This window comes from Cupriavidus sp. 05T42 (genome assembly GCF_056396345.1).
Window position 1 is genome coordinate 232,034 of sequence record NZ_JBFTLH010000004.1, and the last position, 20,396, is coordinate 252,429.

General features: G+C 66.9%; 19 protein-coding genes. 7 read left to right on the forward strand and 12 right to left on the reverse strand.

The genetic code is table 11. The features are described from left to right. Nucleotides 1-311 precede the first annotated feature (311 nt). Nucleotides 312-1,415: a porin gene (locus AC1EJR_RS07235; RefSeq protein ID WP_477146939.1), complete on the forward strand. Its 1,104-nt coding sequence runs from the start codon at nucleotides 312-314 to the stop codon at nucleotides 1,413-1,415. An 80-nt stretch (nucleotides 1,416-1,495) separates the two neighbouring features. Here the strand turns inward: AC1EJR_RS07235 and AC1EJR_RS07240 are convergent, their stop codons facing one another. Then, nucleotides 1,496-2,299, reverse strand: coding sequence for a response regulator transcription factor (locus tag AC1EJR_RS07240; protein ID WP_477112771.1), 804 nt, complete (start codon nucleotides 2,297-2,299; stop codon nucleotides 1,496-1,498). 176 nt (nucleotides 2,300-2,475) lie between these two features. Here AC1EJR_RS07240 and AC1EJR_RS07245 point away from each other — a divergent pair, with 176 nt between their 5' ends. Beyond that, nucleotides 2,476-3,207 carry a response regulator transcription factor gene (locus AC1EJR_RS07245; RefSeq protein WP_477146940.1) on the forward strand — a complete coding sequence of 244 codons (732 nt, stop codon included), beginning with the start codon at nucleotides 2,476-2,478 and terminating at the stop codon, nucleotides 3,205-3,207. A 21-nt stretch (nucleotides 3,208-3,228) separates the two neighbouring features. Here the strand turns inward: AC1EJR_RS07245 and AC1EJR_RS07250 are convergent, their stop codons facing one another. After that, the gene (locus AC1EJR_RS07250) at nucleotides 3,229-4,221 is read right to left on the reverse strand and encodes a Bug family tripartite tricarboxylate transporter substrate binding protein (protein WP_454756716.1); all 993 of its coding nucleotides are present in this window, start codon (nucleotides 4,219-4,221) and stop codon (nucleotides 3,229-3,231) included. A gap of 117 nt (nucleotides 4,222-4,338) precedes the next feature. Beyond that, entirely contained in the window at nucleotides 4,339-4,602 is a 264-nt protein-coding gene (locus AC1EJR_RS07255) for a hypothetical protein (protein WP_177219853.1), read from the reverse strand. Between the two features lie 262 nt (nucleotides 4,603-4,864). Here AC1EJR_RS07255 and AC1EJR_RS07260 point away from each other — a divergent pair, with 262 nt between their 5' ends. Further along, nucleotides 4,865-6,172, forward strand: coding sequence for a M20/M25/M40 family metallo-hydrolase (locus tag AC1EJR_RS07260; RefSeq protein WP_477146941.1), 1,308 nt, complete (start codon nucleotides 4,865-4,867; stop codon nucleotides 6,170-6,172). A gap of 94 nt (nucleotides 6,173-6,266) precedes the next feature. Here the strand turns inward: AC1EJR_RS07260 and AC1EJR_RS07265 are convergent, their stop codons facing one another. Then, nucleotides 6,267-7,496 carry an MFS transporter gene (locus AC1EJR_RS07265; protein ID WP_477146942.1) on the reverse strand — a complete coding sequence of 410 codons (1,230 nt, stop codon included), beginning with the start codon at nucleotides 7,494-7,496 and terminating at the stop codon, nucleotides 6,267-6,269. Nucleotides 7,497-7,685: 189 nt separating this feature from the next. Between AC1EJR_RS07265 and AC1EJR_RS07270 the strand changes: the two genes are divergently transcribed. Then, the gene (locus AC1EJR_RS07270; protein ID WP_092292079.1) at nucleotides 7,686-8,504 is read left to right on the forward strand and encodes an AraC family transcriptional regulator; all 819 of its coding nucleotides are present in this window, start codon (nucleotides 7,686-7,688) and stop codon (nucleotides 8,502-8,504) included. Nucleotides 8,505-8,550: 46 nt separating this feature from the next. Here AC1EJR_RS07270 and AC1EJR_RS07275 read toward each other — a convergent pair whose 3' ends face one another. The 8 genes from AC1EJR_RS07275 to AC1EJR_RS07310 all read right to left on the reverse strand — a co-directional run bounded on the left by AC1EJR_RS07275 (nucleotide 8,551) and on the right by AC1EJR_RS07310 (nucleotide 17,452). Further along, nucleotides 8,551-9,810: a M20 aminoacylase family protein gene (locus tag AC1EJR_RS07275; protein ID WP_477146943.1), complete on the reverse strand. Its 1,260-nt coding sequence runs from the start codon at nucleotides 9,808-9,810 to the stop codon at nucleotides 8,551-8,553. Between the two features lie 227 nt (nucleotides 9,811-10,037). Beyond that, complete coding sequence (locus AC1EJR_RS07280) at nucleotides 10,038-10,886, reverse strand: fumarylacetoacetate hydrolase family protein (RefSeq protein WP_092291174.1); 849 nt, start codon at nucleotides 10,884-10,886, stop codon at nucleotides 10,038-10,040. A 147-nt stretch (nucleotides 10,887-11,033) separates the two neighbouring features. Continuing rightward, nucleotides 11,034-11,813, reverse strand: coding sequence for an oxygen-binding di-iron domain-containing protein (locus AC1EJR_RS07285; RefSeq protein WP_092291172.1), 780 nt, complete (start codon nucleotides 11,811-11,813; stop codon nucleotides 11,034-11,036). Nucleotides 11,814-11,910: 97 nt separating this feature from the next. Continuing rightward, a complete protein-coding gene (locus tag AC1EJR_RS07290; protein WP_477146980.1) occupies nucleotides 11,911-12,576 on the reverse strand; it encodes a glutathione peroxidase in 666 nt (221 codons plus the stop codon). A gap of 131 nt (nucleotides 12,577-12,707) precedes the next feature. Further along, nucleotides 12,708-14,198, reverse strand: coding sequence for an MDR family MFS transporter (locus AC1EJR_RS07295; RefSeq protein WP_441644157.1), 1,491 nt, complete (start codon nucleotides 14,196-14,198; stop codon nucleotides 12,708-12,710). A 251-nt stretch (nucleotides 14,199-14,449) separates the two neighbouring features. Continuing rightward, nucleotides 14,450-14,890 (reverse strand): CBS domain-containing protein, encoded by a 441-nt coding sequence (locus AC1EJR_RS07300; RefSeq protein WP_441591515.1) that lies wholly within the window; start codon nucleotides 14,888-14,890, stop codon nucleotides 14,450-14,452. Nucleotides 14,891-15,092: 202 nt separating this feature from the next. After that, nucleotides 15,093-16,523 (reverse strand): ATP-dependent RNA helicase DbpA, encoded by a 1,431-nt coding sequence (gene dbpA / locus AC1EJR_RS07305; RefSeq protein ID WP_092291166.1) that lies wholly within the window; start codon nucleotides 16,521-16,523, stop codon nucleotides 15,093-15,095. A 53-nt stretch (nucleotides 16,524-16,576) separates the two neighbouring features. Beyond that, on the reverse strand, nucleotides 16,577-17,452 hold the full coding sequence (locus AC1EJR_RS07310) for a DUF72 domain-containing protein (RefSeq protein ID WP_441591517.1): 876 nt from the start codon (nucleotides 17,450-17,452) through the stop codon (nucleotides 16,577-16,579). A 182-nt stretch (nucleotides 17,453-17,634) separates the two neighbouring features. On the opposite strand from AC1EJR_RS07310, the gene AC1EJR_RS07315 reads away from it, so the two are divergent. From AC1EJR_RS07315 to AC1EJR_RS07325, 3 genes are read left to right on the forward strand one after another with little or no spacing between them, the layout of a single operon-like run. After that, a complete protein-coding gene (locus AC1EJR_RS07315) occupies nucleotides 17,635-18,075 on the forward strand; it encodes a DUF3375 family protein (RefSeq protein ID WP_441591518.1) in 441 nt (146 codons plus the stop codon). Further along, nucleotides 18,072-18,686: a DUF4194 domain-containing protein gene (locus AC1EJR_RS07320; RefSeq protein ID WP_441591520.1), complete on the forward strand. Its 615-nt coding sequence runs from the start codon at nucleotides 18,072-18,074 to the stop codon at nucleotides 18,684-18,686. The genes AC1EJR_RS07315 and AC1EJR_RS07320 overlap by 4 nt, the downstream gene beginning before the upstream one ends. 10 nt (nucleotides 18,687-18,696) lie before the next feature. Next, nucleotides 18,697-20,328 (forward strand): ATP-binding protein, encoded by a 1,632-nt coding sequence (locus AC1EJR_RS07325; RefSeq protein WP_477146944.1) that lies wholly within the window; start codon nucleotides 18,697-18,699, stop codon nucleotides 20,326-20,328. Nucleotides 20,329-20,396: the final 68 nt, after the last annotated feature.

Below are 20,396 nucleotides of genomic sequence, written 5' to 3' on the forward strand. Positions count from 1 at the left end.
TTTTTGCATTGCAGCAACCATCCACGTGGTGGCTGCAATCGCGCCTGCACAGCCGCCCCACCGCTCGCCTCCCACGTCCATGCACTGCCATGGCGCACGCTGCAATGCACCATTATCACGAGGGTGTGACATTGTGTAGCGACAAACCAACGGAATTGCACCAAATGTCTCTCTAGAGTGCCGGTTCACGCTGCTTTTATGTCCGAAAGTTCCGTGTTTTGTTAAATTTTCGCGGCGTTTACTGCAAACGTAAACCTTTGTGCCGGCCGTGATCCGGTTACGGCACAACCACAAGACAGAAAAGGAGCACCATGAAGAAATCGCTACTCACCCTCGCCATTGGCAGCCTGCTGGCCGGCAGCGCCTACGCACAGACGTCGGTGACGCTGTACGGTATCGTTGACCAGAGCATTCGCTTCCAGACCAACGCCGACGCCGGCAACCACAGCCAGACGCAGCTGACCAACGGCGCGATCACCAACAGCCGTTGGGGCATCAAGGGCAGCGAAGCACTGGGCAACAACCTGAAGGCCATCTTCCAGCTGGAAAACGGCTTCGATCCGGATACGGGTCGTTCCAACCAGGTCAGCACCGCCAACCCGAGTGGCCGTATGTTCGGTCGTCAGGCCTATGTGGGCCTGGCCGGTGACTTCGGCGCAGTCAAGCTGGGCCGCCAGTACACCGAAGGGTTTAATTTGTTCGGCGACTTCGACCCGCTGACCATCGGTAACTACGACAACAACGCCTGGCCGTTCTTCCTGACCCAGATCCGTACCGACAACGTGGTGAGCTACTCGGGCGCGTTCGCGGGCCTGAACGTGGGCGCCAGCTACGGCTTCGGTGAGACCGCCGGCAGCATGACGCGCAACCAGTACTGGGGCACCCGTGCCTCGTACGACATCGGGCCGTTCGGCATCGGCGCCGTGTACCAGGAATTCCGCAACGCCAGCAGCGAGCGCCAGCAGATGTGGGGCCTGGCTGGTAAGTACACCATCGGCGCAGCCAAGCTGTTCCTCGGTTACGTCGGCGGCCGTKACGCCACCGGTACGATCGACAATGGCTTCCTGAACCGCTCGGCCGCCACGACCACGGTTGCCGCCCAGAACGCCATCGCCGCCGGCGCCGCCAACACGCCGCGCAAGGACATGATCGGCTACGTCGGCATGACCTACCAGGTCAGCCCGGCCCTGGCCGTGACCGGCGTGTTCTACGGCGACCACGTGAAGGACAAGAACGGCGTGGAAAGCAGCGGCAACCGCTACACCGGCGTGCTGCTGGCCGAGTACTCGCTGTCCAAGCGTACCCAGGTGTACGGCACCGTCGACTACAACAAGGTCACGGGCGCTGTGCAGGCCGAAATGCCTGGCAAGAACAACCAGACGGGCGTGGCCGCAGGTATCCGCCACATCTTCTGATTGTTGGTCTGACCGCATCGCAGAAAGGCACCTTCGGGTGCCTTTTTGTTTTTCAGGGCGGCGGGTCGTTCCTGCCGTCATCAGCGATTGGGGCCCAGCACCGGCTGGCGGCCCGTTCCACGGCGCCTGCGGGAGCCGCCGGCCGGCGCGGCGTCGGGCTTGGGTGCAGGCCCCGCCAACCCCTCCTCGCCGAGCAACTCCAGCCGATAGCCATGCGTGTACAGCGGGACGATGCGCACGCCGTTGTCGGGCCAGAGGCCCAGCTTGTTGCGCACGCGGGAGATGTGGGTGTCGATGGTGCGGGACATCGGCGGGATGTCGCGCCCCCAGACCGCCACCACCATGTGTTCGCGCGGCACCACCCGGCCGGCGTTGCGGAACAGCAGTAGCGCGAGGTCGAATTCCTTGGGCGTCAGCGCCACCTTCTGGCCGTGGCATGTCGAGGCCCGGGTGGCCAGGTGGAAGGCGAAGCAGCCCCAGGCCATGCTGCCGTCGCGCGACTGCCGCAGGTCCGGGTACGCGCGGCGCAGCAGCGCCTCGATCCGCGCGGCCAGTTCCTGCGGGCGGATCGGCTTGACCATGTAGTCGTCCGCGCCCGCTGCCAGCGTCGCCACGATGTCCCGCTCGTTGTCCAGCCCGGTCAGGAACATCACCGGCACGCGGGCGTCCAGATGGGCGCGCACCCACGCCAGCACCTCGCGGCCGCTGACCTGCGGCGCGTGCCAGTCCAGCAGCAGCAGGTCGAACGTGACCTTGCGCAGCGTCAGCAGCATGCGCCGGCCGTCGTCGAACGTCACGCACTCGTGCCCGGCGGCGGTCACGATCTCCCGAATCCGCGCGGCGTGGCCGGCGTCTGGCTCCAGCGAAGCTATCCTCAATCCCATCGTCGTTGCGCGCCCCCGAGGCGCATCCGTTGTCTGCCATCCGAGCATTAGAGGCCGGGACGCGTCGCAACCCTATAAGACGATGCTCATTTTTAGTCGGCAACAAATGTTTACTTCGTGCCGGCCGGCGCGCGGCCTACCATGGCCGCATTGAAACAAGCCGAGGGAGGCCCATCGTGAAGATCGCCGCGCTGGCGGACAACCCGTCCCGCGCCGGAATGCTCAGGCACGCGCTGCATCGGGGCGGGCATGTCGTGCGCTGCTTCGGGTGTGGAAAGTCGATGACGGACGCGGTGCGGGATGCCCGCTACGACGTGCTGCTGCTGGACCGCGCCAGTTCCATCGCCGCCGCGACGGCCGCGTGCGACGTGCTGAAATGGGTGCGCGACACGCTCGGACAAGGCGTGCCGGTGATGATGCTGGGCCGGGGCGACGACGACGCACAGGTGGCGGCCTGCCTGGCGGCGGGCGCCGATGCCTACGTGGGCGAGGCGGGGCGCGGGGCCGAGTTGCTGGCGCGCGTGGAGGCGCTGGCGCGGCGCGCGGCAGTACCGGGAATKCTGGCCGGCACCGTGGCGCCGGSGGGCTTCGGCGACATGCCCGAGCAACTCGTGAGCGGCGTCTATCGCTTCGTCACGGCCGAGCGGCAGGCCTGGGTGGCCGGTGTGCCMGTGGCGCTGGCGCCAAAGGAGTTTGCGCTGGCCCTTCTGCTGTTCCGCAACCTGGGCACGCTGGTGCTGCGCGAGGCGATGATCCGGCACGTCTGGCCGGACGGCGGGGTGCACACACACGCGCGCACCGTGGACAGCCACCTCTCGCGCGTGCGGACCAAGCTGGCGCTATGGCCCCGCAACGGCGTGATGCTGCGGGCGATCCACCGGCTGGGCAGCCGGCTGGATCTGGTCTAGCCGATGGTGGACGACGGGGGCTCAGTCGGCCTTGATGCCGGCTTCCTTGACGATGCGCGCGTTGTCTTCCGATTCCGCGCGAATAGCGGCGGCGAACTGCGCGGCGGTGCCGCCGGTGGGCACCTCGCCGCCCTTGAGCAGGCGCTCGCGCACTTCCGGCTCGCCCAGCGCCTTGTTCAGTTCGGCGTTGAGGCGGTTGATGATGGCCGGCGGGGTCTTGCCCGGAGCGAAGATGCCGAACGTCGACGTCAGGTTGGCCTTGGGATAGCCGAGTTCGGCGAAGGTCGGCACGCCGGGCAGGCTCTCCAGGCGCTTGGGCGCGCCCACGGCCAGCGCGCGCAGGCGGCCCGCCTGCATATGCTGGCTCAGCATGGGGCTGGCGTTGGTGCTCATCACCTCGAACTGCGCGCCCAGCGCGTCGTTCATCTGCTGGCCCGCGCCCTTGTAGGGGATCAGCGTGATGTCGGCCTTGGACTTCGCCTTGACCTGCTCGAGCATCACGTGCCCGACCGTGCCCAGGCCCGAAGTGGCCCAGCGGACCGAACCCGGCTTGGCCTTGGCCTGCGCGACGAGGTCCGGGAAGGCCTTGCCGGCGAAGCCCGAGGTGGCCACCACGAGCACCGGCGAGTACATGACGCTCATGACCGGCGCCACGTCGTGCTCGGGGTCGTAGTTGACGCGGCCCACGTGCGGGTTCAGCGTCAGCGGGCTGGTGGAGGCGAAGCCGATGGTGTAGCCGTCCGGCGCGGCCTTGGCCACGGCGTCGATGCCGATGCTGCCGCCAGCGCCGGCCTTGTTCTCCACCACCACGGAGGTGCCCATCTGTACGGACAGCTTCTCGCCCAGCGCGCGGGCCACGGCGTCGCTGATGCCCCCGGTCGGGTAGGCCACGATCACGCGGATCGGGCGGCTCGGGTAGGCGTCGGCCGCGTGGGCGGAGGAAACGAAGGACGGGGCCGCAAGCGTGGCGACAGACAAGGCCGCCAGCAGCGGCTTGGAAATGGCAGGAAACATGTTGGAAACGGGGCGGGAGGGTTGCTGATGGATTGGCGCTATCTTAGCCGAAGGGCCCCGGCGGCCGAACCGCCCGCTTGCCGTTCCGGCCTTGCCAGCCCTCCCGGCGAAGCCGTTTTAGCGCACGAGCGGGTGTTCCGGCACCCACGAGACGAAGAGTTCGTTGGCGCGGTCGTACAGCCGCCACGCCGTGCCGCACTCGCGGCAGGTGAAGGACAGCATGCTGAACGGCACCCCGGCCGCGCTGGCACTGACATGCGGCGCCGTGTTGCGCAGAGCCAGGCAGGCGTGCGGCTCGCGCCGGCGCGGGTCCTCGGCCAAGGCCAGGCAGTGGGCGCAGGCGGGGCGGGTGGGTACCGGCAGGGGCGGGGCGGCTGGCATGGCGGGATGACCGGAATGACCGGGGAGCGGGGGCACGGCGGACTTCATGCCCGCCATGATGCCGCAAAACGCTGGCGTTGGCCCCATCTGGCGGTGATTGGTCCGTGGCCGGGCCATGGGCAGGCCATGTCGCGCCATGTCTGCTGCGTGCGCGCGACAGGCTGGCGCTTTCACGCGGCATCGCGTCTGGCGCACTTTACGTGGCGGCGCCATGCGCTCAAGATTTCCGATCCCACATCCCCATAACAAGGAGCCTGACCGCATGCCATCCGTTCGTCGCCCCCGCTTCCCTGCCCTGCGCGCCCTGCCGTTCGCGCTGGCACTGGCCTCCGCCTGCGCCGCCACGGCCCACGCCGCCCCGGTGGAGCCGGCCTACCAGCTCGCCCAGCAGGAGAAGCCCGCGCTGATCGCCACGCTCAAGGATCTGGTGTCGATCGAGTCCGGCAGCAAGGATATCGAGGGTCTGGACCGCATCGCCGCGCTGATCCGGGACCGGCTGGCCGCGCTCGGCGGCGACGCCAAGCTGGTCGAGCCCACCGAGGTCTACCGGATGGAAGACACGCCGGAGAAGGTCGGCAAGATGGTCGTGGCCCAGTTCAAGGGCACCGGGCGCCGCAACATCATGCTGATCGCCCACATGGACACCGTGTACCTGCGCGGCATGCTCGCGCAGCAGCCGTTCCGCGTGGACGGCGACCGCGCCTACGGGCTGGGCATTGCCGACGACAAGAATGGCGTGGCCGTGATCCTCCACACGGTGGCCATCCTGCAAAAGATGAAGTTCAAGGACTACGGCACGCTGACGGTGCTGATCAACGGCGACGAGGAAATCAGCTCGCCGGGCGCCCGCGCCATGATGACCAAGCTCGGGGCGCAGCAGGACGCCGTGTTCTCGTGCGAGGCCACGCGCGTCACGGGCGACCGCCTGTCGCTGGCGACGAGCGGCATCGGTGCGATTTCGCTGAAAGTCGAGGGCAAGGCGTCGCACGCGGGCAGCGCGCCGGAGCTGGGCCGCAACGCGCTGTACGAGTTGTCGCACCAGATCCTGCAAATGCGCGACCTGTCCAACCCGGACACCGGGCTCAAGGTCAACTGGACGATCTCGAACGCGGGCACCAACCGCAACGTGGTTCCGGCCGTCGCCACGGCGCAGGCCGATGTGCGCGTGCTGCGCACCGCCGACTACGATGGCCTGGAGCGCACGCTGCAGGAGCGCGTGAAGCAGAAGCTGATTCCGGACACCAAGGTCGAGGTCAAGTTCGAGCGTCGTCGCCCGCCGCTCGAGGTCACCCAGGCGGCGCGCACGCTGGCAGCCCATGCGCAGGGCATTTATTCGGAAATCGGCKAGAAGCTGATGGTCTATGACACTGCCGAAGGCGGCGGCACCGACGCGGCGTTCGCGGCGGCGGGCACCAAGGCACCGGTGATCGAGCGCTTCGGGCTGCGCGGCTTTGGCGCGCATTCGAACGATGCCGAGTACGTGGACCTGAACTCGGTCACGCCGCGCCTGTACCTGCTGACGCGGATGATCATGGATGTGTCCCAGGATAAGGCTGGGGCCGCGAAGTAGGCGTTCTACGAGGGGTGGCGGGCAGGTTCATGCGCCGGCCCTCTCCCCCGGCCCCTCTCCCGCAAGCGGGCGAGGGGAGCAATCCAACGGCGGGCTAGGCCGCCGCGGTCTTCTTCCGTCCGCCAAGGTCCGGCAGGAACACCGCCAGCAGGCCGAGCAGCGGCAAATAGGCGCAGACGTCGTACACGGTCTTGATGCCGTGCGTGTCGGCCAGGGTGCCGAGCACGGCGGCGCCGATGCCGCCCATGCCGAACGCGAAGCCGAAGAACAGGCCGGACACCATGCCGACCTTGCCCGGAATCAGCTCCTGGGCGAACACGAGGATGGCCGAGAACGCCGAGGCCAGGATGAAGCCGATCACGAACGACAGCACGCCGGTCCAGAACAGGTTGGCGTGCGGCAGCATCAGCGTGAACGGCGCCACGCCGAGGATCGACGCCCAGATCACGCGCTTGCGGCCGATGCGGTCGCCAATCGGGCCGCCGAGGATGGTGCCGGCCGCCACCGCGAACAGGAACAGGAACAGGTAGATCTGCGAAGACTGGCGGGTCAGCCCGAACTTCTCCATGAGATAGAACGTGTAATACGTGTTCAGGCTCGCCATGTAGAAGTACTTCGAGAAGATCAGCAGCAGCAGCACCGCGATGGCGCGGACCACGGTGCGGRTCGGCAGCGGCTTGGCCGCCGTGCCGGCGCCCTTCTTCTTGGCTGCGCGCTCGGCCAGGTGGCGGCCGTACCAGCCGCCGATCTGCCACAGCACGGCAATCGCCAGCAGCGCGGCCAGCGAGAACCACGCCACGCTGCCTTGCTGGTGCACGATCCACGCCGCCAGCAGCGGCCCCATGGCGCTACCGCCGTTGCCGCCCACCTGGAAGATCGACTGGGCCAGCCCGTGCTGGCCGCCCGAGGCCATGCGCGCCACGCGCGACGACTCCGGATGGAAGATCGACGAGCCGGTACCCACCAGCGCCGCCGCCACCAGCAGCACGCCATAGGTCGGCGCCACGGACAGCAGCAGCAGCCCGCACAGCGTAAAGCCCATGCCGATGGCCAGCGAATGTGGCTTCGGATGCTTATCTGTGTACAGGCCAACGATCGGCTGCAGCAGCGACGCGGTGATCTGATAGGTCAGCGTCAGCAGGCCGATCTGGGTGAAGCTCAGGTTGAAGCCGCCCTTGAGCATCGGATAGATGGCCAGGATCAGCGACTGAATCATGTCGTTGAGGAAGTGCGCGAAGCTGATCGCGTACAACACGCGGAAGCGCGTGCCTTCCTCGCGGTGCGCGGCCTCGGCGGCGGGGGCGGGATTGACGGTTGTGCTCATGGGGCGGGGCGCATTGGCCGATCTGGTTAAAAGTGTGACGATCGCATCCTAAATGGCAAATTTCCGCCTGTCCTGCGAGAATGGGGCCGGAACTTTGGAGAAAAGGACATGCCGCCCACCCCCCGTCCTCGGAAAGCGACGCCGCCGCCAGTCGAGTGGATCGACCGMACCACGCCGGGCGCCCGGCGCMTGCCGCCCGATGCCCCGCACGACCCCGATGCCGACGCCCGGGCCGACACCTACGCGGCCTCGCCAGCCTACATCCGCTACGACCGCAGCCCGATGCCGGTAACGGCCATGGCCGCCGACTACGCCCCGGGCCACGTCACCAAGCCGCACCAGCATCCCCACGCGCAGTTGATCCACGCGATGCACGGCGTGATGGTGGTCTCCACGGCGGACGGGCAGTGGATCGTGCCGCCCACGCGCGGCATGTGGATGCCCGGCGGCACGGTGCACTGGATTCGCATGGTCGGCCGCGTGCAGATGCGCACCGCCTATATCCGCCCGGACGCCGCGCCGGACCTCCCCACCCGCTGCACCGTGCTCGGCGTCACCGCGCTGCTGCGCGAGCTGATCCTGGCCGCCATCGACATCCCCCTGCCCTATGCACCGGACTCGCGCGACGGTCGGCTGATGCGGCTGCTGCTCGATGAGGTGCTGCTGGTGCCGACCCTGCCGCTGCACCTGCCGCGCCCGAGCGATGTCGGCCTGCGGCAGATCTGCGACGCCATCGTCGAAAGCCCGGACACCGACCTGACCCTGGCCGACTGGGGAAACTCGCTGGGGGTAGATCCGAAGACGATCCAGCGACGGTTCGCGCGCGAGACCGGCATGACCTTCGGCCAGTGGCGCCAGCAGGCGCGGCTGCTGGCCGCGCTGGAGCGCCTGGCGGCGGGGGCGAAGGTGGTGGATGTGGCGCTCGACATGGGCTATGGCAGCCCGAGCGCCTTTGCGACGATGTTCCGGCGGCAGTTCGGCGTGCCGCCCAGCGCCTTCTTCCGATAACTGCCCGATGAGCCCGGTCGGGGCTCAGGCCCCGATCGGGTCCCGCTCAGGCCCCATCCAGGTAACGCTCGGCCAGCCGGGTCCAGTACGCCGCGCCCACGGTCAGATTCTGGTCATTGAAGTCGTAGCCGGCGTTGTGCAGCAGCGGCTGGTTGGCGCCGTTGCCCATCCGCACGAAGCAGCCCGGGCGCTGTTGCAGGAAGTACGMGAAGTCCTCGCTGCCGGCGATCCGGTGGAAATTCGGCACGGCACGCTCCGGCCCCACCAGTTCCTCGGCCACCTGGCGCGCGAACTCGGTTTCGGCCTCGCTGTTCACCAGCACCGGGTAGCCGCGCACGTAGTCGATATCGACCGTAGCGCCGTAACCCTCGGCGTGCGATGTAGCCAGCTGGCGGATGCGCGCCTCCATCGACGCCCGCACCTCGGGGTTGAACGACCGCACGCTGATTTCCATGCGTGCGCTGTCCGGAATCACGTTCGGGGCGTGGCCGGCGTGCAGCGTGCCGATGGTCACCACGGCGGTCTCGTTCGGATCCACATTGCGCGATACCACCGATTGCAGCGCCATCACCAGGCTGCCGGCCACCAGGATCGGGTCGATCGACTGGTGCGGGCGCGCCGCGTGGCCACCCTTGCCGCGGATCGTGATCGCTACCGTGTCGCAGGCCGCCATGAACGGGCCGGAACGGAACATGAAGGTGCCAGCTTCCACGCCCGGATGGTTGTGCAGGCCGAAGATCGCATCGCAGGGAAACCGCTCGAACAGGCCATCGGCCAGCATCCGCTCCGCCCCGCCGCCCGCGCCGATTTCCTCGGCCGGCTGGAAGATCAGGTGGATGGTGCCGTTGAAGCGGCGGGTCCGCGCCAGCTGGCGGGCGGCGCCCAGCAGCATGGTGGTGTGGCCGTCGTGGCCGCACGCGTGCATCTTGCCCTCATGCACGCTGGCATAGGGCAAACCCGAGCGCTCGTGAATCGGCAGCGCGTCCATATCGGCGCGAATGCCGACACTCCGCTTGCCCGTGCCGGCGCGCAGCGTGCCGACCACCCCGGTGCCGCCCACGCCGCGCGTGACCTGATAGCCCCACCCCTCCAGGCGGGACGCCACCAGTTCGGCAGTGCGGATCTCGTTGAAGGCCAGTTCGGGATGCTGGTGGATGCTGCGCCGGATGTCCTGCAGCTCGTCGTGGCAATCGAGCGTGTCGTGCAGCGTGCAGTAGGAGCGCGTGGGGGATTCGGTGGAACCGTTCGCGAGCTTGACCGCGACGGTCTTCAATATCGATTCTATTTCGGGGGCATGTTCAGACATGGCATTGCTCTTTTGGCTTGCATGTATGAACAGTATTTCACGCAGGGTCGAAGGGTAAAACCCAGAATGCGGATTTCGTGCGTATGCGCCCTAAACCGTGCCAAAACTGTTGCCCTTAGGGGACGCTTTGTGTGGAACTGCGACCCTTTGTATGAAGACGTTTCAGCGGGGAACCCGAAAGTCCCCCTTTTTCTGGCAACGATGTCGGACATGGGCCGACGCCCGACTCAGCGCTCGCCGTATGGCACGACCTGCTGGGTCTGCTCGCCGAGGCCGGCGATACCGAGGCGCATGGTGTCGCCCGCGCGCAGGTAGCGCGGCGGCTTGAACCCCATGCCCACACCCGGCGGCGTGCCCGTGGCGATCAGGTCGCCGGGCAGCAGGGTCATGAAGCGGCTGACATAGCTGACCACGGTGGCGACGTCGAAAACCATGGTCGCGGTGCTGCCTTTCTGCATGCGCTGGCCGTTCACGTCCAACCACATCGCCAGGTTCTGGGGTTCGGGCACCTCGTCGCGCGTGACCAGCCAGGGGCCGACCGGGCAGAAGGTGTCGCAGCCCTTGCCCTTGTCCCAGGTGCCGCCGCGCTCGATCTGGAACTCGCGCTCGGACACATCGTTGACCACGCAGTAGCCCGCCACGTGCTCAAGCGCCTGGGCCTTCGAGACATTGCGCGCGGTGGTGCCGATGACCACGCCCAGCTCCACCTCCCAGTCGGACTTCTCCGAACCGAACGGCAGCATCACGGCATCGTTGGGGCCGTTCAGCGAGGAATTGGCCTTCAGGAAGACGATCGGCTCGGCCGGCAGCGGCATGCCGGCTTCGGCGGCATGGTCAGCGTAGTTCAGGCCGATGGCGATGATCTTGCCGATGCCGGTCCAGGGCACGCCGTGGCGGGCGCCCTCCACCAGCGGCAGCGTGGCGGGGTCGATCGCGGCCAGCCGGGCCAGCGCGGCCGGCGCCAGTTCGTCCGGGCCGATGTTGCCGATCACGGCAGACAGGTCGCGCACGCGGCCATCACGATCCACGACGCCCGGGCGCTCTGCACCGGGCTGTCCTACGCGTACTAGTTTCATGGTGATTTCCTTGGTTTCTGGGCTGGCCGTGGGAAGCGAGACGGCAAGGAAACCGAGGATAGCCGGAATCTGGCCGGCTTGTCCTGTGCAGCAGCGGAGACATCCCCGGTGGAGAAGTACCGCCAGGGTCACCACCACGCGCTACGTTTACGCCCCGGCCGGCACGCGATAGTGGGAGCTGTCGAGCAGGTCGAGCCCGCATTCGAGCTGCCCCACCCAGTCGATAAAGCGCTTCACCATCGCCCGGCCCCGGAACGACGGCCCGTGCTGCGGCACGATCCATTCGATATCCATGGTCCGCGCCATCTCGGCCCAGAGCCGGCACGCGCGGTTGCCGCTCATATAGCGGCGATGGAACGGCAGCATGCGCGGGAGATGGGCGTCGAAGTCCTCGACCACCGCGCCGGCCTCGGCGGCCGTGGTCATGGCCGCGCCCAGATCGCCCGAGAACAGGATCTTGCTGATGGGATCGTAGAAGTGGAAATTGCCCTCCGAATGGAGGAAGTGGGCGGGGACGGCGATCAGGTTGCTCGCGCCGAGCGGCACGACCATGCCGGCATCCGGAATGCCGACCACGCGGCCGGCCATCTTTCCGGCCTGGCAGATATGGGGCAGGAAGCGCGCCCATACCTGCGAGATCAACACCTTGCTGTCCGATGCCGTCAGCCAGCGGCCCACCGACGCCACGATGTCCGGATCGGCATGGGAGGCCAGCACGTAGTCGAGCCGCTTGGGCGGAAAGTGGCGGCTGATCGCCATATACAGCTCGCCGTAGGTCAGCGCACCGCCGGGATCGATCAACGCCCCGTGACCGTGGTTGACCACCAGGAACTGGTTCGACTGCACGACGTCCCCGTCGCCATCGTCCACCAGGTCGGTGAACACCATGCAGACATGCTCGCTCGATTCATATAGCGCGATAGCCATCGCGGCCCCCCTTTCGCTCGTTTTTGTTTTGAATCGGCGAAAGTACCAGCGGGGGCGGTTCGACCTTTGACGGGGATCAAAGGTCGGTCATGCGGTCTTAGCGCGTGCTGAGCAGCTTCTCGATATTGGCCACGAGTTGCTTGTCGTCCGGCTTGACCATGCTGTTGTAGCTGCCGACGACCTGCCCCTTGCGGTCGATCAGGTATTTATAGAAGTTCCACTTCGGCGCGGTGCCGGTTTCCTTGGCCAGCAGCTCGTACATCGGGTTGACATCGCTGCCGCKCACGTGGGACTTGCCCAGCATCGGGAACTTGACGCCGTAGGTGTTGTAGCAGAAGTCGGAAATTTCCTTCGAGGAGCCGGGCTCCTGCGAGAAATCGTTCGACGGGAAGCCGAGCACGACCAGGCCGCGCTCCCGGTACTTGGCGTAGAGCGCCTCGAGGCCCTCATACTGCGGCGTGAACCCGCAGTAGCTGGCCGTGTTGACCACCAGCACGACCTTGCCGGCGTACTGGCACAGATTCTGGGGCGACTCGTCCTGCAGGCGCGGGAACTTGAAGTTGAGCGTCGCCGGGCAACTGCCGGCCTGACCGGCTGAAGCGGCGGCTGTGGGGGTCGACTTCTCGGCGGCGTGGGCTGCGCGCGGCAGCAGGCTGGCCGTGGCGGCGGCCATCGCGGACACCGCCAGGGCGGCGAGCAGCGCGCGGCGCTGGAGCGTCAGGGTGGCCGTGCGCGGGTGGCGCATCCGGGTCGGGGGGACCATGCGGGTCATGACGGGCGACTCCATATTGGGGCGTGAAAGGTAGCCTCCGCAGTCTACGCCTTCGTCGGGTTCACTGCACTCCGTGCTGCAGGATCGATGATGGAAGATGGCGGCCGCCATCCGTCCGGGGGTCAGTCCATCACCGCCGTCGCGGCGTGCTCGGTCACGCTGGTACGCAGTTCCAGGTCCGGCATGCGCCGCACGATCAGTAACGCCACCACCGCCGCCACCGCGCCCGCCGCGAAAATCAGCTGGAAGCCCGACTCCACGCCGGCGGACAGCACCTGCCGCACGGCCGGCGACAGATGCGCCATCGCCTCGCTACCGTGGCGCAGCGCGCCAAGGTCCAGCGCCTGGGTCACGCCGGCGCGGCCCATCGCCTCGCGGAACTCCAGCGCCAGCAGCGTGCCGGCCAGTGCGCCGCCAATCGCGCTGCCGAGCGAGCGCACCACCAGCAGCGCGCCGGTGCCGGCGCCCATGTCGCGGCGCTCGAGCGCGTTCTGTACCGAAATCAGCGTGCCGACCATCGCCATGCCCAGCCCCACGCCGCCCACCGTCATGGCGAGCAGGACGGCAGCCGTGGGCACGTCCGGGGTAGCGCCAGCCAGCGCGCTCAGGCCGATGGCGGCCAACACGAAGCCGGCGCTGAGAATGCCCCGCATGCGTCCCATGCGCGGCGCCAGCCAGGCCACCACGAGGTTGCCGGCCACGGTGGACAGCAGGAACGGCACCACGAGCAGGCCGGACATCGCGGCATCGGCATGGCGCGCCAGCTGGAAATGCAGCGGCAGCGCGAAGATGCACAGGAAGATATTGAGCGCGGCCAGCGCCGAGGCGCCCACGCCCATCACATAGGCGCGGTTGCGGAACAGACGCGGCGGCAGCATCGGGTCCGCCGCGCGGCGTTCCTGCCAGGTCAGCAGCGCCAGCGCCCCGGCCGTGATGGCCAGCAGCGCGCCGGTTTCCGGGGAGATCCAGTCGAAGGCATCGCCGGCCCAGCTCATGGCGAGCAGGAAGGCGACGATGGCCACCGCGAGCAGCAGCGCGCCCAGCCAGTCCACGCGCGGCCGGCCGCCGCGCGGGCGCAGGTTGGCCAGGCCCCGGTAGCACATCGCCATGGCCAGCGCGCCGAGCGGCACGTTGATCCAGAACAGCCAGCGCCAGGACAGATGGTCAGACACCCAGCCGCCCACCAGCGGCCCGGCGATGGAGGCCATCGCCCAGACCATCGCCAGATAGCCCTGGTAGCGCCCGCGCTGGCGCGGCGCCACTACGTCCGCAATGGCCGCCTGCGCCAGCGACATCAGCCCGCCGCCGCCCACGCCCTGCAGCGCCCGGAACAGGATCAGCTGCGTCAGCGACTGCGCCAGCGCGCACGCCACGGAGGCGAGGATGAACAGCGTGATGGCCACCATCAGCAGGCGCCGCCGCCCGAAGCTATCGGACAGCTTGCCGTACAGCGGCGTGGTGACGGTGGAGACGATCAGGTAGGCAGTGACGATCCACGACAGATGCCCAAATCCGTTGAGATCATTCGCAATGGCGGGCACGGCGGGGATGACCACGGTCTGGTCCAGCGCCGCGAGCAGGATACATAACACGATGCCGCCGATCACCCGCATGATGGCGCGGTGATCGTGGACGATGGGCGGATGTTCGGGAACGGAGGCGGTAGCCTCCACGGCGGATTGCGGCGAGGTGGGCGACGACATGTGGCTACGGCGGGATGGAGGCTGCGGGGACCATCCCTTGCGTGGGGACGGCCTAATTCAGTATCCGCATAATTATATGCGGAAGCCATCGTTGACGTAGCAATGAATTTTGGCGAGAAGTGGCCACGGCGCCACATGGCGCGTCCGTGGCCTGATGGCCGCTAGCGCGAGCCGCCGGTGATGTAGTGTTCGAGTTGCTCGATCACGAAACGCTGTTCGCTGATGATGTTGTTCACGAGGTCGCCGATCGACAGCATGCCGAGCAGTTCGTCCCCTTCCATCACGGGCAGGTGGCGCAGGCGGTGCCGCGTCATCAGGCTCATGCAATCGTCCGTGGTCTGGTCCGCCCGCACATAGATCACCGCTGAGGTCATGATCTCCCGCACTAGCGTTTCGCGCGACGTACGTTGCATCAGAATCACTTTTCGGGCGTAATCGCGTTCGCTGAGGATGCCCTGGATCTTGCCGTGCTCCATCACCAGCAACGCGCCGATGCCTTTCTCCGCCATCAGTTGCAGCGCGGCGTAGACCGTCGCTGAAGGAGGAATGCTGAAGATCGCCTGATTTGGCTTCGCTTCCAGAACCTGCCGTGCGGTTTTCATAGACCGACTCCTTATTGCTGTCTGGGKAAATCGCTGCACCGGCCCGCCGCGCTGTCTTGCCCCCGCATACGCCGCCGGCCGCTCATTCAGATTAGCAAAGGATAGTCGGCGCTTACAGGGTGACTTTCACGAATCTTTGTAAGCAAGCCGACGTGCCCTATTGTTTCTTCTTGCGCACAATTCCCAGCAGCGAAGTCGCGCGTTACTCGGTCAGCATCCGCACCCGCACCTTGCGGCCCTTGACCTTGCCATCGTTGAGCCGTTTGACCGCTTCCTTGCCGATGGCACGATCCACGGCGATGTACGTGGACATCTCCATCACGTTGATCTTCCCGATCTGTTCCTTGGTGAAGCCGGCCTCGCCGGTCAGCGCGCCGAGGATGTCGCCCGCGCGGATCTTTTCCTTGCGGCCGCCGAGCATTTGCAGCGTGACCATCGGCGGCAGCAGGCGCTCCTTGCTCTTCGGCACCAGCTCGGTCAGCGCGTGCCATTCGAATTCGCCGCCCTGATGCTGTTCCAGGTTCCCCACGCGCCCCATTTCATCCATGCTGACCAGGCTGAACGCCCAGCCTTCGGCATCCGCGCGGCCCGTGCGGCCGATGCGGTGCACATGCACCTCGGGGTCGGGCGTGACATCGACGTTGATCACGGCTTCCAACTGGGCGATGTCGAGACCGCGGGCTGCCACGTCCGTGGCCACCAGGACCGAGCAGCTCCGGTTCGCAAACTGCACCAGCACCTGATCGCGGTCACGCTGTTCCAGGTCGCCATGCAGCGCCAGGGCCTCGAAGCCCTGCGCGCGCAGCAATTCGACGAGATCGCGGCAACGCGCCTTGGTATTGCAGAAGGCAAGCGTGCTGGCAGGCCGGAAGTGATCGAGCAGGCGGCCCACAGCTTGCAGGCGGTCGCCATCCTCCACCTCGTAAAAACGTTGACGAATCTTGCTGGCGCCGTGCGTCTCGGCCAGCTTGATCTCGCGCGGCTTGTTCAGGAACTGCTGGCTCAGCTTGACGATGCCGGGCGGGTAGGTGGCCGAGAACAGCAGTGTCTGGCGGTCCTTCGGGCAATGGTTGGCGACGAACGCGATGTCATCGAAGAAGCCCATGTCGAGCATGCGGTCCGCTTCGTCCAGCACCAGCGTATTGATACCGCGCAGGTCCAGGCTGCCGCGCTCGATGTGATCGAGAATGCGCCCCGGGGTGCCCACAACGATATGCGCGCCATGGATAAGGCTGTCGACCTGTGGCCGCATAGGCGACCCGCCGCACAGCGTCAGCACCTTGATGTTCTCTTCCGCACGCGCCAGGCGGCGGATTTCCTGCGTGACCTGATCGGCCAGCTCGCGCGTGGGACAGAGCACGAGCGCCTGCACGTCGAAGCGGCGTGCGTCGAGCCGATGCAGCACCGCAAGCCCGAAGGCGGCGGTCTTGCCGCTACCAGTCTTGGCCTGCGCGATCAGATCCTGCCCGGCCAGCGCCAGCGGCAGGCTGGCGGCCTGGATCGGCGTCATGGTGTCGTAGCCGAGCTGCGCCAGCGTGGCGAGCATAGCGGGCGACAGCGCCAGATCAGAGAACGGCGCGCCTGCCGAAGTCGTGGCGGGGGCGGTGGAGTTGGGGGTTGGGCTCGAAGTCATGCCGGATTATAGCGGCGGGGGTGCGGCGGGGGTGGCTCGGAAACCGGCTTCAGTCACGCAGCCTTGCGCGCGGCGGGCTTCTTCACCGGCACGTCCTCGGTCGGCGCCCATCCCAGCCGCTCGAGCAGGGCCTGCGCCGCCGCCGGCGCGTGCTCCTTCGCCCCGTTGATGAAGAACAGGAACAACCCCTTGGGCTTCTGACGGGCGCCGGCCTGCTCATCCACGCGCGGCAGGTCGTCCGGCACGCTACCGCCGGCCCACGCGGTGGCGCGCGCGGCCCAGGCGTCGAGGTCCTTCGGCGCATAGCCGGTCTTGAGCTTGGCCTGCGCGTTCATCAGCCGCGCATAGGCAAAGTCCGCGGTCGGGTCCGCGAACGACGGAAACTTTGGCGAATCTGTGTACACCGTGGCCGCCTTGAACTTGCGCGCGAGTTTCAGGTAGTCGTCGCACATAAAGCTCTCGTGCCGCACCTCAAGCACGTGCCGCAGCTTCACGCCTTCGACAGCATCCGGGAGCAAGGTCAGGAATGCCTCGAAGTCATCGGCCACGAACTGCTTGGTTGGCGCGAATTGCCAGACGATGGGACCGAGTTTCTTGCCCAGCTCGGCAATGCCGCTGTCGATGAAGCGGGCGATGGAGTCGCCCGACTCGGCCAGGATGCGCCGGTTGGTGGCGAAGCGCGACGCCTTCACCGAGAACACGAAGCCATCCGGGGTCGCATCGCGCCAATTGGCGAATGACGTTCGCTTTTGTGTCCCGTGATAGGTGCTGTTGATCTCGATGGCGGTCAGGTGACGGCTTGCGTACTCGAGTTCGCGCGCCTGCGCGAGCCCGGACGGGTAGAAGTTGTCGCGCCATGGCGCAAAACTCCATCCGCCGATGCCGATGTGGATGTTACCTACCGTCTTGCCTTGCTTGCGCACTGCCATGACCACCTCCGCCAATCACGCAAAATGCGATGCATACCAGTCTAGCGCGCAGCGGCGTGTCCGGCCAACGCCACGTTTTCGTCGCATGACGATTCATGGCGGGAATGTTGCTTCCTGAATGTGGCGACCGAAGGCACACTACAACCGATTCCAGCCGCCTCACCTAACCCGGAGGGCCCGCCTTGCGCATCGACCCCGACACGCTCCCGGCCATTCTGCAAAGCATCGAGGCACGGGCCCTGGCACTGCGCGACACCCCGCCAGCCGGCTTGTTTTCGTCGATCGACGAGACGGCGGCTCACATCGACCTGCCCATGGAGCGGGTGCTGTATCAGCCGCCGCCGGCTGCGGCCCTGAGTCAGAGCCTTCTCAAACGACGGGTCGAAGCTGCGCTACGCAGCCAGCCGCAAGTCTCGCTGCAATCCCTCTGCGGGGACCACCCACTCGAACACGGCCTCGCGGAGTTGCTGACTTATCTGCAACTGACTGGCGATACCTTCCATTGCGTCGTCGATGAGGCGGCGACCGAGACCGTCACCTGGCACGCGCGCGGCATGGGCGGCGAGCCGCTGACACGCGGCGCACAAATGCCACGCGTCGTCTTTGTGAGACATGGATCATGAGCGCGCACGGTCCCCACGCCCTGTCGCCCCTTGTGGTCCCGCTGCTCAAAGGGGTGCTGTGCCGCGAAGACTCACCCAGCGCTTGGCAGGCACTCGTGTCACAGCAGGCAGCCGTGCGCGACTATGTGGCCGTGCTGGGCCTCGCCCTGGTCGTCGACGAGGACGATGGATTCGCATTTCTACGAGTGCTATCAGCGCCAGCGGCAGATGCCACGGCGCCCTCTTTGATCGCCAGACGCCCCCTGTCCTACGCGGTCAGCCTCACGCTGGCGTTGCTGCGCAAGGCGCTCGCCGAATTCGACGCTGCCGGTCTCGATGGCCCACTGATCCTGACGCGCGAAGACATCGCTGAATTGCTACGCACGTTCCTGCCTTCGGGCAGCAATGAAGCCAAACTTATCGACATGGTCGACTCGCATGTGGGCAAGATCGTCGAACTCGGCTTCCTGCGGCGCGCGGGCCAAACGGAAACACCTTCGTACGAAGTCCGCCGGGTGTTGAAAGCATTTATCGACACCCAATGGCTGGCCGATTTCGACGCGCGGCTGGCCGCCTATCAGACACAACTGCGCGGCACCTCCACCGAGCGCACGCGAGGCGTCGATGGATAGGCCACCCACCATGGCACCGGAGACGGTGGCCCCGGATATCGAGGCCACCACACTGGATGCAGGATTCCGCCTGATGCGGCTCGAGGTCTCGAACTGGGGGCCGTTCCGGCAAGGTGTGACATCGATGTGTCCCGACGGCCGCCATGCCGTGCTGACTGGCAACCTCGGGCCAGGCACGAGCGCCCTGGTMGAGGCCTTGAGAATGCTCCTACTCCCGGCCCCGAACCCCGCTATCACGCCGCATGCGACGGATCGGCCCGCCATGCTGCTTGGCGTCTTCCACAATGCCGCGTTCGACAGAACGGTCACCCTTGCCCAGATATTCCCTAGCKCGGCGGATCAGCCCCTGCCCGCGCGGCTGTTCGTCGCCGCGCCGCATGAATTGAGCATCGGCGGGGATCTTTCTCACTTCGACGGCGACCTCGTCGCCCTCCGCAAATCGCTGCGCACGGTCGGCGCCGAATCCTTCGACACCTTCGCGCGGTATCACGCATGGTTCCGTCGCTGTTTCACCATCGGCGATCCGCTACCCGTCGAGGCTCTGCGCGCCTGCCGCGACGCGCTGGACGGCTACTTTGCCAGCCTCAAGCTCGCGCTGCTGGAGGTGCGGCTCGGACAACTGGCCGACGACTGGGCGCGACACGACCGCCGCGTGCTGGATGAAGTGGAGCGCCACGCCGCGCTGCGCGCCCAGGCGCTGCACCTGCGGCATAGCATTTCCGCGAGTGGCGGCGAGCGGATCGCGCAACTCGACATCGATATCGAGCAACTCGAACGGGTACGCGACATCCGCCGGCAACGCGCAACGCTGTACGCCACGCTGATTGCCTCCGTCAACGAAGCGCCTGCCGCCACCGAGGCGGACTTCCTCGCCCAACGCGAGCGGCTGGCGGCGCGCCGGGCCCATGCGCCGTCCGCAGCGCTCTCACAACTCTCCGCTTTTCTAGACTTCCACGAAATCGACTGGCACATGCCGGCGCGCGACGCCGCGCGGCTCGGCGAGGAAAAGCAACGACTCCAGAATGCCTCGGACATCCTCCAGCAACTGGCTGATGGGCTGGAGGAGTTACGAGGGACAATCCGGTCATGCGAGCAATCGCTCGATGCCTGCCGCGACGCCCGCACGGCGGCGCAGACGGCGATGGCCATCGCAGAAACGGAGCGCCAGCAGGCGGAAGACCTACTGGCCGCGTCCGAACCCGCCATGCAGTCGGCCAGCCTCGACATGCTCGACGCGCTGCGCGCCGAGGCGTTCGGGCAACACGCGCCCACCGTGGAATCATGCGACCCCTGCCGCGAGAGCATGCGCCGCTGGCTCCAGGCCCGCATCGACGCCGACGCACGCGACTGGGCACTTCTGGACGAACAACTACGCGACGCGCCATCCGCGCTGGCCACCGCAGAGGCGGCTCGGCCCTACCGCTTCCACCTCGCCGTGCTGGATGAATMATTCTGGCGGGGCGACGACGACACCACGCGCAACTGGCTACAACGGCTAGGCGCCGCCAACGTGCAATGCCTGATCGTCACCCCGATGGAGAAGATTCCTATTGTTGAGCCGATGGTGTCCAGCGTGGCGTTTGTGCGGTATGAGGGAGACGCTGCAGCGCGGGTCTGGCGCGTGGCAATCGGGAATGTGTAGGAAGAAAATTACCGATCGATAACGCGAAAGCGTCTATCGAGCGATTTAGGAAGGAAATCTTCCCGATC